Source organism: Iocasia fonsfrigidae (assembly GCF_017751145.1).
Taxonomy (GTDB): domain Bacteria; phylum Bacillota; class Halanaerobiia; order Halanaerobiales; family DTU029; genus Iocasia; species Iocasia fonsfrigidae.
In genome coordinates, this window is record NZ_CP046640.1 from 583,668 (window position 1) to 598,935 (window position 15,268).

The window sequence follows — 15,268 nt, forward strand, 5'->3', positions numbered from 1 at the left end:
ATATATTTGTTTCCCTTGTCGTGCACCACAGGCACTCCGTATTTAAGCAGAGTGTACAAGAACAGTTTAAGGTTGCGCTACAGCGTCCTGCTTACGGATAATTTCTAGAGAGTCGTACAACAAATATATCTGTCTGGTTTATTAAAACTAGTTAACTTTGTACTAAGTAAAAATTAATAATTATTGATTAAGTCTGGGTAGCGAAGCCATTTTGTTTTCTAGATAAAAATTTAATTAGGTGGGTTATTGATGATGAAAAAGATTAGATTAGTTTTGCTTGTTGTGTTGATGTTTTTGGTGGTTAATACTTATATTATAGGGGTTGAAGTTCAGGGGGAAGAGCTACCAGCTGATTCTCCATTGAGAGACTTTCAAGAAATACTTTATTTGATAAATTATTACCATGTAGATGAGATGGACTTAGAAAAGACGATTAATGGGGCTATTGAAGGAATGGTTGATAGTCTTGACCCTTTTTCTGAGTATTTAAGCCCTGAGGAATATAAGGAGATGCAGATAGAATTTGAAGGTGAATTTGGGGGAATAGGGATTGTTGTTAACCCGGATTTAACGATTGTTTCACCTATTAAAGGTACCCCTGGTGATCGGGCTGATTTGCGGCCGGAAGATAGTATTATAGCTATTGATGGACGTTCAACAGAGGACATGACCCAGCAAAAAGCAGTAAATTTGATGAGGGGGGAACCTGGTACTACTGTTGATCTGACCATAGAGAGGAAAGACCTTGAACAGCCAATAGAGGTTCATATAGTACGTGAATTAATAGAAATACCTTATGTTGAGACAAAGATGATAGGTGATGATATAGCTTATATCTTTATTGCTGAGTTTGTCAAGGATGTTGGCCAAAAGGTTAATGAAGCTGTCAAGGAGTTTGAGGCACAGGGTGCCAGGGCTCTTATCCTTGATTTAAGGAGTGATCCAGGTGGGTTATTTACTGAAGCGGTAGATGTGGCCAGTAGTTTTATTTCTAGCGGTAAAGTTGTTTCCATAAAACAGAGGTTTACTGAAGATGATATCTATGGGGTGAATACCTCTTTTAGACACACTGATCTTCCACTGGTAGTACTAATTAATGAGGGTAGTGCTAGTGCTTCAGAGATTGTGGCTGGTGCTATACAGGATTACCAGCGTGGAATAATAATGGGTAAGACGAGTTTTGGTAAGGGGACTGTGCAGTCAATATTCCCAATGGAAAATGGTTCAGCCCTGAAAATGACTACAGGAAGGTATTATACCCCTGATGGCAGATTTATACATGAAGCTGGTATTCAACCTGATCAAGAGGTTGACTTTGACCGGGAATATGATGGTGATAATCAACTTGATGCAGCTGTAGAATATATTGAAGAGACTTATTTAAACAATAATTTTAAAAAGGCTGGTTGATAACTAGCATCAAGTTTATAAAATGTTGAGTTTACTGGGGTTGATCTTGTTTTGAAGACAAATAATGTACAGTCTGTTATAAAGGCGATGAAAATATTTGAGGAACTGGTTTATTGTGGTGAACCATTACCCCTAACCAGGCTTAGTGAGAAGGTAGGTTTAAATATCAGTACAGTTCACAGGCTTGTTAATACCCTTTTACACTTAAACTATGTTGAACAGAATAAAGAAGGTTTATATAAACTGGGATTACTAACATATCAAATGGCAGAACTTATAAACAGGGATTTTGATTTGAGGGAGGTAGTAAGACCCTTTCTTGAGGATATTGTTAGACAATTTAATGAAACTTCTAACCTGGTTGTTTTCGAGAATAATCAGGTTGTTTATCTGGATCAGGTTGAATCTAATAATATGGTCAGGATGTTTGCCAGTGTAGGTAGTAGGGGACCGGCTTATTGTACCGGGGCAGGTAAGATGCTTTTGTCATATTTAAATGAACAGGAACTGGCAGAGTATATGCAAGAGACTAATTTCGTTTCACACACTGAAAATACCTTTGCCAATCCAGGAAAATTAAAGCTTGAACTCCTTAAGATAAAAGAGCAGGGCTATTCTCTGGATCTGGAGGAAAGAGAGATAGGGGTGCGCTGTCTATCAGTTCCTATAGAAAACAGAGAAGGCCGTGTATTGGGGGCTTTAAGTATATCTGGCCCATCAGCCAGGATGACTATGGAATTTATTATGTTAGAACTGCTCCCGGTATTACGAAAAAAGACGGAAAAAATCAAAGAAAAGATTAGATGAATTAAAGACAAACAGTTTATCAGCTAAAACAGGCAGGAAACTGCCTGTTTTATATTTCTGCTCAAGATATAATGCTGCTAAGAAGCTATAAACAAAAGATTAAATGTATATTTTGGGGAAGATTAACCCCTGATATTTAATATCAGGGGTTTTTACTATACTTATTATGGTATTTTAAATAAAAATTATGTGTATTATTTTGACTTTTTTTATACACGATTTACCGTTAATAACAAAAAAAGACCCGTTAAGGATAAAAAACGGCCTAAAATGACAAAAAAAAGACCTTTTGTAAAAAATTGACATATATAAGGTCATTGTGTAAAATATAGATAAATAATCAGTCTTGGTCTGGTAAATATTTATCTATTACATAAAAAGCAAGCGGGTGTAAGGCTAGTGCCTCTGCTAAAAGTCCTAAACTACCAGCAAATAATAAGTTGTAATAATTAGCAAAGCTGAACATAATCGCTAGTGAAATTAAAAACCAGCAAATTATTATTAGCAAGGATATTGTTTTTAGTTTTCTCCGCCTTGAAGGGTCTTTGATAGGTTGAATAGCTGTATCAGCCGGGGCATATTTATTAATTAGGAGTAAACTTAGTATAAAAACAAAGACTAACCAGCTTATTAAGTATTTTGCAGGTATGCTGACTAAATTTACTAGACAACCTATGCTGATAAATACTAGTAAGGAAAAGATATAACACAATAAATAGCTGGGCATGTGAATACCACCGGCATAGGGTCTTAAGATTAAAAAGACTACAAGAGCTATCATAACCGGCCAGAACATATTTAAGAAAGATGAGACTAAGATAAAACTGATTATTTCGATCAAGAGGTAAAAAATAACCTGACAGCCATAGTCAATGGAAGAGGTCTCTTCCCGAGAAAGGTCTAGTTTTTGATTAAAATAATCAGCAATCTGTTTGGAAATTGTTTTTACCATGATTATCAACTCCTTTATATGCTATATTTCTATATTTTCTATAAAAATCCTTTTTAATAAGGAAGGAGGGAGAATAAATGTTGAATCTGCTTAAAAAAATAATTATGGGTGTTAGTAAGTTTAACAGTAATTCTAATTGTGATGGACTTTTTTTTCAACCGAGAAAATCTGAATAAAAAGTAGGATAGTAAAAAAATCAGCCCTTTTTATAAAAAGGGCTGATTTTTTTTGCTATAATAAAAGGGAAAATTAAACTTTTGTAGAATTATTAATATTAGATTACTCGTCTTGTAAAATAATATTTTGGAGGTATTTTTATGGAATTTGTATCCTCTTTGCTTGTTTTTTTGTCCTTAATAGAAAATTTCTTACGGTTATTAATTATTTTCACACTTCTTAATCTATCAATTAAGGATATTAAATTTGTTTTGTCTTTTGTTATAGTTACATTTATAATACTGTTTTTCAGGGGTTTTGCTGTTACTCCCCTTTCTTTATTTTTCTTAAGTTTTTTTGTATATGTAGGAATATTGATAAAAGCATATAAGAAAAAGGTAATTATTAGTGCTATTACAACTGGTTTGGTCTTAATGTTTTATACTTTATTGGAAAGCACCTTAGTTCCTTTACAATTATTACTTTATAATGTAGATTTAGCTGTTGTAATTAAATCCACCCTGTTACGTATATTGTTTTTTTTACCACAGGTTTTAGCAATGTTAATTACTTTTTTTATTATAAAAAAATATGGTATTAGCTTTGAAAATTACTATAACATAATTGATGACGAAGAAATAGCAGTTATGAGTGATGAAGAGGTAGATTTAACCCAGGAGAAAAGGGTTTCCTCTACGATATTTCTAGCCTCTGTTTTCCTGATTATTCAGGGTTTATTTATAGTTACTTCCAACTGGAGTGAGAGGTTATTTGCTTTTTTTACGGGAAATTCCTTTTTTACTTCATCCCTTTTTATAAATATAATGGTTATTTTTCTTACCCTGGTTTTACTCTATCTATTACGGTATCTGGTTCAGACCCTGGTAATTCAGCGGAATGAGATCATTAAAAGGGTGCAGGAAAAGAATGCCCAGCGTTTAAGTTGGGAGCTTAGAATGCAGTATCATGATTATAACCACCACCTGGGAATGATTAATATGATGTTAGCCATGAACCAGGTCGATCAGGCTAAAAGGTACCTGAAGGGTGTTGTAGACGAGTTGGAGAGTGTAGAAGAGATTGTCAGGAGTGGTAATGAGGCCTTGAATGCCCTGCTTTATAGTAAAATAGCCAGGGGAAATAAAAGAGAGGTTCCTGTTGAGATTTTACTGGAGAATCCGGTTTGTCCGATGAAGGTGACTGATTGGGACCTGAACAGGATCATAGGTAATCTGCTGGATAATGCCATTGAGGCTTTAGAAGATATAGCTAATGATAAAAGTGTTAAACTTACTATCAAGGGAGGTAGTGATTATAATCTCTTTAATGTAAAAACTTTTGGCATAGTTATAGATGATGAAAAAGAAGCCCGTATCTTTGAAAGGGGATTTACCAGCAAAGGGGAAGAAGGGCATGGTCTGGGGCTGGCTATCTGTAAACAGCTTGTTGACCGTTATGATGGTAAAATATATATAAACAAGGATGAGGATAAAAACTATACCGCTTTCGTTGTTCTACTGCCAGCACTGGGATAGAGAATAAATAATAATAATACATACTTAAGGTCTTTCCATTAAGCTTATGGGGGGAGATAACGATGCCTAGATTAATTATTTGCGATGATGACCCGATGATGCTGGAGCTGCTGGAGGAATTCTGTAAGGAACTGGGAATGGTAGATGTTGTTGGAGTAGCAGGGAATGGTATTGAAGTCCTTAAGCTGGCTAAAAAGAAAAGACCGGATATCCTACTGCTGGATATTGATTTGCCAGATATTAATGGAATAGAGGTTGCCAGAATCTTAACAGGAATTGATGATTTTTTAAAGATTATTTTTATAAGCTGTCATGATGATTATTATGCAGAAGCCTTCAGGTTATATGCCTATGATTATATTAGTAAAGCAAGTATTACTGAGAGGCTCCCTAAAACCTTTAAAAAGATTATAGACGATTATTTCAGGGTGAATTATCTGCAAAATGAATGTAAAATATCTATTAGTGCTAAAGGGAAAGACTTTCTTCTTGATGTAGACGAACTTATTTATTTGCAGAGTCTGGAAAGAAAACTTAAGATAGTAAGTGAGATACACAGTCTTATAATTTATGGGACATTACAGGAATGGGCAAATTGTCTGCCTGTTAATTTTTTTCAATGCCACCGTTCATATATTATAAACCTGCAGAAGATTGCCGTATTTAATCGTAAGGAACATAATATGCTGGTAATGAGTAATGGGGATAAAATACCGGTAAGTCGGAGGAGGTCTTCCCGCTTAAAAGGAGAGATTAATAATATAGTTTTAAATGCCTGAGACCTGGATAATAAAAAAAAGCAGAGGAAGTAAATTCCCTCTGCTTTTTTTAAATTTATAAGGCTTTTTCACCTTTCTCGCCGGTTCTAATTCGTACAGCGTCTTCAATTGCTGTAATAAAGATTTTTCCATCACCGACACTACCGGTTTTGGCGGTTTCTACAATGGTTTTAACTACTTTGTCAACCAGGTCATCATTAATAACCAGTTCTACACGAATCTTCTCTCGCAGTCTAATACGGTAAGTGACACCACGGTACATCTCTTCATGACCTTTTTGGCTCCCATAACCCCTTACCTCAAAGATATTCATACCACTAATACCTATGTCTTCTAACCTGTCAATTAAAATATCAAGTTTTGCTGGACGTATAATAGCTTCAATCTTCTTCATTATGCATCCCCCTTACTACTTGTTAATAAGAAATCTGGATAAGACACAGCACCATGTTCAGAGTAATCTAAGCCTGATAATTCATCCTCTTCAGGAACACGCAGTCCGATAACAGCATCAATAGCCTTAAATAATACATAGGCCAGGCAGAAGGCCCAGATGAAAACAGAGACTACACCTTTAAGCTGTGTGGCAAGTAATGATAGCCCACCACCATAGAACAGGCCGCCATCCAGGGCAAAGAAACCAACAGCTGCTGTACCAAAGGCTCCGCAGACCCCGTGTACGGCAATCGCCCCGACGGGGTCATCGACATGAATCTTATCGAAGAACTCTACCGCAAAGACAACAATAATACCGGCAAGGGCACCAATTAAGATTGCCCCTATATTGGCTACACTGGCACAGCCAGCTGTAATACCAACCAGTCCTGCTAGGGCTCCATTAAGAGTCATACTGACATCTGCTTTACCATACTTAATCCAGCTGACTACCATAGACAGGGTCGCTCCCGCAGCGGCAGCCAGGTTGGTTGTAACTGCTATTGAACCTATACTCAGGTCAGTTCCGGCAACTGTACTACCAGGGTTGAAACCAAACCAGCCAAACCAGAGGATGAAGACACCCAGGGCGGCCATTAAAAGGTTATGACCTGGTAAGGCATTGGCCGAACCATCTTGATTGTATTTACCAATTCTGGGACCGAGGACTATAGCACCGGCTAGAGCAGCCCAACCGCCGACAGAGTGAACTACAGTAGAACCGGCAAAATCAACCATATTTGATAACCAGCCACCACCCCAGATCCAGTGTCCGACTACTGGATAGATAAAACCACTAATTACTATACTGTAAATAAGATAACCACTAAAATTAGTCCTTTCAGCCATCGCCCCGGAAACGATTGTTGCTGCAGTAGCTGCGAAAACTGCCTGAAAAATCCAGAAGGCCATTAAAGGTATTTCTAATCCCAGATTGGCAAATGAATCTGTTAGGAAGAAACCCTTACTACCAATAAATGCATTACCGGCACCAAACATGAAGGCAAAACCAACAGCCCAGTAGATAAGGGACCCTGCTGAAAAATCCATCAGGTTTTTCATGATAATGTTCCCTGTGTTTTTGGCTCTGGTAAAACCTGCTTCAACTAGAGCAAAACCAGCCTGCATGAAAAATACTAAGAAAGCTGCTAATAAAGTCCAGATTGTATCGATTGCAATTTGATTACTTTTAGCAGTAGGTTCTGCTGCCATAACATTTAGACTAAATACCAACAAAAACAATAATACGAATAATAATGTTTTTCTCCTCAATAGACTCTCCTCCTAAAAAATGATGTAATGTTTATGTAAATTATATGTTATAAAATAGGATTAGTCAATAGTAATATAAAAAAATATAACATGATAATACCGCAAAATACAGAAATTCTGATATATTTGTATACTTGGTATAAAAATGGAATATATGATCATTTAACTTTAGTGATCTTAATAAAATAATTTAATGACAAAATCAATTTCTTTTGAATAAGATAGCAATTAGCGGGGGAGGGGAACAAATTTCTTGTATTATTATGTTAATTACGGGTTTAGCTAAGGAGGATATTAATTAATGGAGAAAAAGATAAGTATGGTTGTAGATGAACTGCTTGGTATACCATATCTCCATAATGGTAGGTCTGATCAGGGTCTGGACTGCTGGGGGTTAATTTATTTATTTTTTAAGAAACTTGGGTATACATTACCGGTTAATGATGGTGGAATAATACCAGATAACTGGTATAAAGTGGACCCAGAGCGTTATATCAAGGGACTCAGGTCGCTGGGAGATGAACTTGGTTATTATGAAAACCTGCAGGTGCTTGATATTCCCTATTTCCGTTTATATAGACAGGTGGTTACCCATACAGCTGTAATGATCAGTGAAGATGAATTTCTTCATGTACTGATTGATAAAGAGGTACAGATAGATACTATGAAAAAAAGGTACTGGAGGAGAAAATATGCCGGGGCAATCAGACTGGATATATAGGGGGGATTGATGGCTGCCCGCTTTAATTAGCGGGTTTTTTCTATGCTTTTTTACTTACTTATGACAGGTAAATATATGTGTTTTGCAGAATGCAGGGAAGAAAAAAAATTACAGATAATAAATATATAAATGGAAATAAATTGTAAAATATTTTAATAAAGTCAGATAATAGAAATCTTGAAGCTATTTGTTATATCAGTTAATGATGACTTAGAAGTGATACATTGTAATAATTATTTAACGTTCAATGGTGCCTTTGTTTAAAACGAAAGTGGGGTCTGGTGTTACCTTAACTTCACTTATAAATAATTATTACAATCTATCAATAATATTAATTTGGCGGTAATTTGTAAGATTCTGATATTGTTATAAGGGATATAGTTATATTATGACTCAAACTACAGTTAAGAAAATAAACATCAATAGGTAAATATATCTATTTTATAGAAAAATATTAATAATGGCAGGGAAGAAAAAAATTACAGAGAATAAATATATAAATGCAAATATATGGAATAAAACAATCTATAACGTCAGATAGCAGATATCTAAAGCCTATCTATTATACTGTCCAATGATGATTTGAAAGTGATAGATTGTAATAATTATTTAACACTCAATGGTGCCTTTGCTTAAAATGAGAGTGGGGCCTGGTGTTACCTTAACTTCGTTTATAAATAATTATTAGAATCTATCAATATGATGACTTTTTTAGTTAAGTCCATTTGAAAGATATTAATGACTATGGATTAAAGTTTAAGTAAACTTAGTTACTTACTAACAATTGAATGTACTTATTTTATTAAAACTTTAAATGACATAAGAAATAAAATAAAAGAAGATAGGGAGGTAAAAGAGTGGGTGTAGTAAGGGAGAAGAAGAAAATAGGCTGGCCAGTCATTATTCTAATTATCCTGGCCCCCTTTATTTTACGCTTTGCTGTAGGTCTATTTACAGGCCATGATATTGAAGATGTTAGGGCAAAGATAGAGGAGCATCTTTATGAGAAATATGGGGAAGAGTTTGTGGTAACCCAGATAGGAACTAGAAGTAGTCGTGGTAAAGAATTTTATCAGGCCAGGATATATCCCAGGTCGATTATAGGGACAAATAGAGAGTGGGATGACTACTATTGCGCCAGTGCAAGTGTAAGCAAAAGGTCTTTTGGTAGATTAGGTGGAGTAGGAGATAGTTATAGCTATGTTAACAGGAATATGGATGTAGAGGAATATTTATTGCCAGAAATAAAAAATATTTTTGGAGAAAGGGTACTTATAAAGGTTGATGTAGCCCATGAGGTAACAGGAGATGGCAGTTGGTGGGCTGGATATAAATCAGTAAGTTTAAAAGAAGTGAGAAAAGATATTGCAGAAGACCCTGAGAGGAATAGAATAATACTCGACTTGGATGTATATATCTTCGACCGCATAGAAGATGAAAAAGAAAAAGAAGAAAGGAGGAAAGAGATATTTGAACTTGTTCAGTATTTGAAGGAGGAAGGGCTGTTTGAGTATCTGGAGATGAGGGTGGTGTTTGTAGATGAAAGGGTTTTAGCACCGAGTTATAAAAAATACAAATATGAAATAAGTGCCTCCCGTAAAGTTAATGAATATATAAAAAAAGAGGATAAGACAGTAAACTTACCTCCTAGGAACTTGAGAAAAAAGGTGTCAAAAGTTTTACAGCAGGAAGTGAATGAGATGAGTGAGGAAGAGTTGTTGGCTAGTATGAGGAAGATAAGGAAAGATGAGTTAAGTTATGATGGAATAAGAAAATGGAATTGTCAGTACTTATCTCCGATTTATTCAGAAGGACTAGTTAAGGAAAGGTATACTTCTTCATATAATCCTGAGACAATAAATAAATATAAAGAGATTAAGGATATTAAAATAGGAACAAATTTAGAATATATTTATTTTAAATAAAATTAAGAGGGAGGGAAAAAAGAGTGAGTGAAAATAAGTTAACTCATAAAGAATTATTAACCTTTACTAATCTAACAAACTTACAATGGGAGTTTGTTGATTTAGAAGCTATTAAAGAAGGAACTATAGAAGATATAGTTGGTGAAGTATCATCTAAAAATAAGTATTCCACCCAACTAAACGACCTTCTAACCCCCAAAGTATTTGTAGAGGAAGATAAAGAAGGGAAATTTGAAAACTATGTCTATATGAAAAATGTAGAAGAAAGGGATAAAATAGGGGCAAAAGACGAAGAACAAGGCTTTGTCCAACTCCGCTGTAACGCCGGGATAGCCATGGAATACCTGGAGAAGATAGGTACTGATAATAAAGAAGGGGATTTTTTAAAGGACTGGGAGGTTATCTATGGTGGGGATAATTATCAGGTAGTAGCTGATTATATTAATAACAAGTGGTCAAGGCTCTGCCAGTTTTTGAACTCTATTGATGAGACACTGAATCTGGATGAAAAGGAAAAGATAGATCCGGGAAGGGAAAGTATTGAAGATTTATTTGTTATATCAGTTAAAGATGACTTAAAAGTGATAGATTGTAATAATTATTTAACGTTCAATGGTGCCTTTGTTTAAAATGAGGGTGGGATCGGGTGTTACCTTAACTTCTCTTATAAATAATTATTACAATCTATCAATATTATTATTTTAGTGGTGATTTTTAGAAATTAGTTTAAAGTCATAATATAGCTGTAATCATTATAGTTATTTTAGGGTTTTAAACTATAGTTAAAGAAACAGATAAGAAGAATGAGTCAGCTTATTTTATTTCTTAAAGCAAAAACATCAATAGGAAAATATATCTATTTTACAAAATGAAATACTAATAATGGGAGGAAAGAAAAAATTTACAGAGAATTAGACAATGATATATAAGAAGTGAAATAAAAGAAGGTAGGGAGGTAAAAGAGTGGGTGTAGTAAGGGAGAAGAAGAAAATAGGCTGGCCAGTCATTATTCTAATTATCCTGGCCCCCTTTATTTTACGCTTTGCTGTAGGTCTATTTACAGGCCATGATATTGAAGATGTTAGGGCAAAGATAGAGGAGCATCTTTATGAGAAATATGGGGAAGAGTTTGTGGTAACCCAGATAGGAACTAGAAGTAGTCGTGGTAAAGAATTTTATCAGGCCAGGATATATCCCAGGTCGATTATAGGGACAAATAGAGAGTGGGATGACTACTATTGCGCCAGTGCAAGTGTAAGCAAAAGGTCTTTTGGTAGATTAGGTGGAGTAGGAGATAGTTATAGCTATGTTAACAGGAATATGGATGTAGAGGAATATTTATTGCCAGAAATAAAAATATTTTTGGAGAAAGGGTACTTATAAAGGTTGATGTAGCCCATGAGGTAACAGGAGATGGCAGTTGGTGGGCTGGATATAAATCAGTAAGTTTAAAAGAAGTGAGAAAAGATATTGCAGAAGACCCTGAGAGGAATAGAATAATACTCGACCTGGATGTATATATCTTTAAACGCATAGAAAATGAAGAAGAGAAAGAAGAGAGGAGGAAAGAGATATTTGAATTTATTCAGTATTTAAAGGAAGAGGGATTGTTTGAGTATCTGGAGCTGGGTGTAATCTTTATAGATGAAAGGGTTTTAGCACCGAGTTATAAAAAATACAAATATGAAATAAGTGGCTCCCGTAAAGTGAAAGAAGAAATAGATGGGGAAATAGTACGTATGCCGCCCAGAGACTTAAGGAAAGAGATGTCAGGGGTTTTACAGCAGGAAGTGAATGAGATGAGTGAGGAAGAATTGTTGGCTAGAATGAGGAAGATAAGGAAGGATGAGTTAAGTCGAAGTGGTATTGAAGAGTATAATATGGCTTATTTTAGTGAGGTTTTTTCTCCTGGAATATTAAAAGAACGCTATTCAACATCATTAGAAGCAAATCCTAATATAAAAAAGAATTATAAAAAAATCGAAGATATTAAAATTCCAGAAGGTTTAAATTATATATTTATAAATGAGGAGAGGAAAGAATGAGTGAAAATATGTTAAATCATAAAGAGTTGTTAACCTTTACTAATCTAACAAACTTACAGTGGGAGTTTGTTGATTTAGAAACAATAAAAAATGGTGGAAGTAGAGATGGAAAAGGAAATGAATATGTTGATAACAACATATCCACCCAACTAAACGACCTTCTAACCCCCAAAGTATTTGTAGAGGAAGATAAAGAAGGGAAATTTGAAAACTATGTCTATATGAAAAATGTAGAAGAAAGGGATAAAATAGGGGCAAAAGATGAAGAACAAGGCTTTGTCCAACTCCGCCGCAACGCCGGGATAGCCATGGAATACCTTGAGAAGATAGGTACTGATAATAAAGAAGGGGATTTTTTAAAGGACTGGGAGGTTATCTATGGTGGGGATAATTATCAGGTAGTAGCTGATTATATCAATAATAAGTGGTCAAGGCTCTGCCAGTTTTTAAACTCTATTGATGAGACACTGAATCTGGATGAAAAGGAAAAGATAGATCCGGGAAGGGAATCTATTGAAGATATAGCAGGGTGGAAAACAGGTATCAGGATTGGGGTAACAGGATTAAGTCTGGGTCTATCATATATGGGTGTAAACAAGAAATATCCTAAAATAGTTGAAAAAGTGAGCCTGCAAGAGACAGTTAAGAAATTTTTAAGTTCAGCAGGGAAAAGCGCAGCCCAGAAGTCGGTGGAAAACCATGCTGCCCTGGCTCTTGTCATGTCAATAATCCTTTATAATAATGACCCACTTAAACTCACAAAAAAGATAGTTGGTACAGGAGAAGAGGAAATTTTAAAAAGACTAAGTAAAGAACTGGAAAGGAATATCCCTGAAGATATAGAGGGGGAAGAGATAATCTTTGATGAAAACCTTGATATGAGGGATACAGGGTTTAGAGCGGTTGTCTTCAGGAAAAAGGCAGGCAATAATCAGGGAAAAGACCAGATAGTGATTGCTTACAAAGGTGGGAAAAAAGAAGACAAGCACGGTTTCCCCCAGGAATTTGAACTATTACAGATAGTCTATCATAAAATAAGACAGGCCAATCCTGAGGCAGAGATAAGCTTTACCGGCTATAACCGGGGGGCAGACCTAAGTTTCATCAATGCCCTGTATGCTGACTACCGTAAGGTACACACAGTAGAAAAAGATGATACCTTATCTCAGATAGCCCAGGATAAATATGGGGATGCCGGTTTAGGGGATGAAAGATTAGAACATCCCGATGGAACAGTCTATCAGGACAGCGAAATACATCCAGGTGAGGAAGTCTATTATTATGACCAGGCAGACCAGCGCCGAAAAGCAGTTTTATTCTACAGCAGTATTGAAGAATTAAAAGACTATCTCCAGTTTACCCCTGATAACATCGGACAGGAATACCAACCCTTCAGGGTAGTTACTATCTCTGCTCTAGGCTCAGGGATTAATGACTTTGCCTCCAGGGTATTAATATCTACAGCAGTAGTAATGGTTAAAATAGCCAGGGGTGCCAGTCTGGCTTCCCTTGGAATTCGGGGACTATTATTCTATAACCTGCAGCTTGCCGTTATAACCCTCATTGTCAGCCTGATATTTGAGTCAGGCCAGAACTATTTAAGCAAACTCGGTTATCAGGAAATCCATGAAACCCTTAAAGACCTGAACCTATTAGAAGAAAAAAAAGACATCAGTCCTGAAGGAACAGGTCAAGAAATCATCGAAGGATACATAACAGATGATTTCTGTAAAAAACCATATATAAGCCTAGAAGTACCATATTTTGACCAGCAAGAAAAGAGATTTAAGGGAGAAGAAGTAAAGATAGACAAAGAAATTGCTATTCATATCATAAAAAACCGTCTAATAGATTTTGAGACCACTGAATATAAAGCAGTTACTCTGCGTAAAGGAGAAGAAGGAGCAGGAGACTCTATCTTTATTAATGCTCTCAGCCTGGGCTGGATAAGGCTTGTCAAAGAAGAAGATGACATCTTCAAAGCCAGGAGTCTAGTATTATCCCAGGATACTCATCCATCAGATAATAACCCCATAGCACCTGCTGATGACGGTTCCGGCTATAAAAACAATTTAGCAGATCTTGATGATATGGAGATAGTCCCTGTCTCCCAGTTAAAGAGACAGTTAATTCAATTAGAAGGGGAATATGAACAAGCAGGTAGAGAAACAAAGGCAGACCTCTACCCTGAAATCAGAGAAATAGAAGATAAAATAAACAGCCTCAAGGCCTATCAGGAAGAAATAAGAGCAGGACAGATGATGATGGCTATCATGGAAATAATAGCCACCATGCAGCGCAACTGGGAAAGAAACAGAAATAAAATAGAAGCCCTTTACTGGGATTTAGCGGCTATGTATCGGGGAGAACAATCCATCACCATCAGTAATAATGTCTTAAAACTGGCCGGGGCAATTAAAGAAAAAGAAGGAACAAGGAATGATTATAATGGCGTTACAGCCAGTGAATTTGGTTTTATGCCCTATCTAAAAAAAGAAGACGGAAATATAGCTAAAGAAAACCCGGTCTTAAGAGAAGAATACAAAGCAAGTCTCTTCAAAACCCTGGTATTATACAGTAAAACAAAAGTACAGTTAGATGGTAGTGATCCCCATAATCTGGTATCACGATATATGGATGATAAATTCAGTCTAAAGGAGATATCAGCAAACCACAGGCATCTGTTTAGAGAAAAAGATAAAAATCAGGTTTTCGTACAGATGATGGAAAACATCGGGGAATATATTGCCTGGGATATGGAAGGAGAAAAGCATGTGGGATTTAACCATTATGAAACCTTTTTCAAGGAAGTACAGGCCCAGCCCGAACTACTGGAAAAATACTATCAAGAAAACGAAGAAGACAAAGATGAATGGAACCCCCTGGGTGTTTTATCACGAAATAAGGGGTCACTAACACTTAATCCGCAGGCAGCTGAGGAAGCAGTCCTGGAATATAAATATAACCCCAATGATTTTATCAGGGGAGGGGTAATGGAGCTAACTATTAGTAAACCCCTCTGGGATCCAACTAAAGTAGCTTTCAAAGAAACCCTGGATATAAAGTCTTTTGCTAGAGACAATAGTACTGTTCAATATTTTATTAAGAATACAGATATTGATATGGATTGTGAAACAAGGGAACGTGTGAGAATAGCCAAGAATATAGTCAATGAAAAGAGGATAAATGATGATATCTTAATTTAGGAAAATGCAAGTTTAAGGGGGGAAT

14 protein-coding genes are annotated in these 15,268 nt (G+C 35.8%); 11 read left to right on the forward strand and 3 right to left on the reverse strand.

What is annotated here, in order from left to right:
- The first annotated feature begins 249 nt into the window (after positions 1 to 249).
- Together GM661_RS02945 and GM661_RS02950 are read left to right on the forward strand one after the other, a co-directional pair.
- On the forward strand, positions 250 to 1,410 hold the full coding sequence (locus GM661_RS02945; protein ID WP_230868672.1) for a S41 family peptidase: 1,161 nt from the start codon (positions 250 to 252) through the stop codon (positions 1,408 to 1,410).
- Positions 1,411 to 1,461: 51 nt separating this feature from the next.
- On the forward strand, positions 1,462 to 2,217 hold the full coding sequence (locus GM661_RS02950) for an IclR family transcriptional regulator (RefSeq protein ID WP_230868673.1): 756 nt from the start codon (positions 1,462 to 1,464) through the stop codon (positions 2,215 to 2,217).
- A 340-nt stretch (positions 2,218 to 2,557) separates the two neighbouring features.
- Here the strand turns inward: GM661_RS02950 and GM661_RS02955 are convergent, their stop codons facing one another.
- On the reverse strand, positions 2,558 to 3,169 hold the full coding sequence (locus tag GM661_RS02955; protein WP_230868674.1) for an accessory gene regulator ArgB-like protein: 612 nt from the start codon (positions 3,167 to 3,169) through the stop codon (positions 2,558 to 2,560).
- Positions 3,170 to 3,246: 77 nt separating this feature from the next.
- Here GM661_RS02955 and GM661_RS02960 point away from each other — a divergent pair, with 77 nt between their 5' ends.
- From GM661_RS02960 to GM661_RS02970, 3 genes are all read left to right on the forward strand, one after another.
- A complete protein-coding gene (locus tag GM661_RS02960; RefSeq protein WP_230868675.1) occupies positions 3,247 to 3,345 on the forward strand; it encodes a cyclic lactone autoinducer peptide in 99 nt (32 codons plus the stop codon).
- Positions 3,346 to 3,486: 141 nt separating this feature from the next.
- Positions 3,487 to 4,860, forward strand: a complete 1,374-nt coding sequence (locus GM661_RS02965) for a sensor histidine kinase (RefSeq protein WP_230868676.1) — start codon at positions 3,487 to 3,489, stop codon at positions 4,858 to 4,860.
- Positions 4,861 to 4,922: 62 nt separating this feature from the next.
- Positions 4,923 to 5,639, forward strand: a complete 717-nt coding sequence (locus tag GM661_RS02970) for a LytR/AlgR family response regulator transcription factor (RefSeq protein WP_230868677.1) — start codon at positions 4,923 to 4,925, stop codon at positions 5,637 to 5,639.
- A 55-nt stretch (positions 5,640 to 5,694) separates the two neighbouring features.
- Here GM661_RS02970 and GM661_RS02975 read toward each other — a convergent pair whose 3' ends face one another.
- Positions 5,695 to 6,033, reverse strand: a complete 339-nt coding sequence (locus GM661_RS02975; RefSeq protein ID WP_125988070.1) for a P-II family nitrogen regulator — start codon at positions 6,031 to 6,033, stop codon at positions 5,695 to 5,697.
- Complete coding sequence (locus tag GM661_RS02980; protein WP_230869753.1) at positions 6,033 to 7,286, reverse strand: ammonium transporter; 1,254 nt, start codon at positions 7,284 to 7,286, stop codon at positions 6,033 to 6,035. The genes GM661_RS02975 and GM661_RS02980 overlap by 1 nt, the downstream gene beginning before the upstream one ends.
- A 361-nt stretch (positions 7,287 to 7,647) precedes the next feature.
- On the opposite strand from GM661_RS02980, the gene GM661_RS02985 reads away from it, so the two are divergent.
- From GM661_RS02985 to GM661_RS03010, 6 genes are all read left to right on the forward strand, one after another.
- Complete coding sequence (locus tag GM661_RS02985) at positions 7,648 to 8,067, forward strand: C40 family peptidase (protein WP_125988072.1); 420 nt, start codon at positions 7,648 to 7,650, stop codon at positions 8,065 to 8,067.
- An 857-nt stretch (positions 8,068 to 8,924) separates the two neighbouring features.
- Positions 8,925 to 9,992: a hypothetical protein gene (locus tag GM661_RS02990; protein WP_230868678.1), complete on the forward strand. Its 1,068-nt coding sequence runs from the start codon at positions 8,925 to 8,927 to the stop codon at positions 9,990 to 9,992.
- A gap of 23 nt (positions 9,993 to 10,015) precedes the next feature.
- The gene (locus tag GM661_RS02995; protein ID WP_230868679.1) at positions 10,016 to 10,621 is read left to right on the forward strand and encodes a hypothetical protein; all 606 of its coding nucleotides are present in this window, start codon (positions 10,016 to 10,018) and stop codon (positions 10,619 to 10,621) included.
- A gap of 334 nt (positions 10,622 to 10,955) precedes the next feature.
- Positions 10,956 to 11,375: a hypothetical protein gene (locus tag GM661_RS03000; RefSeq protein ID WP_230868680.1), complete on the forward strand. Its 420-nt coding sequence runs from the start codon at positions 10,956 to 10,958 to the stop codon at positions 11,373 to 11,375.
- Positions 11,376 to 11,449: 74 nt separating this feature from the next.
- Positions 11,450 to 12,037 (forward strand): hypothetical protein, encoded by a 588-nt coding sequence (locus GM661_RS03005; RefSeq protein ID WP_230868681.1) that lies wholly within the window; start codon positions 11,450 to 11,452, stop codon positions 12,035 to 12,037.
- Positions 12,034 to 15,243 carry a hypothetical protein gene (locus GM661_RS03010; RefSeq protein ID WP_230868682.1) on the forward strand — a complete coding sequence of 1,070 codons (3,210 nt, stop codon included), beginning with the start codon at positions 12,034 to 12,036 and terminating at the stop codon, positions 15,241 to 15,243. The genes GM661_RS03005 and GM661_RS03010 overlap by 4 nt, the downstream gene beginning before the upstream one ends.
- The last annotated feature ends 25 nt before the right edge of the window (positions 15,244 to 15,268 follow it).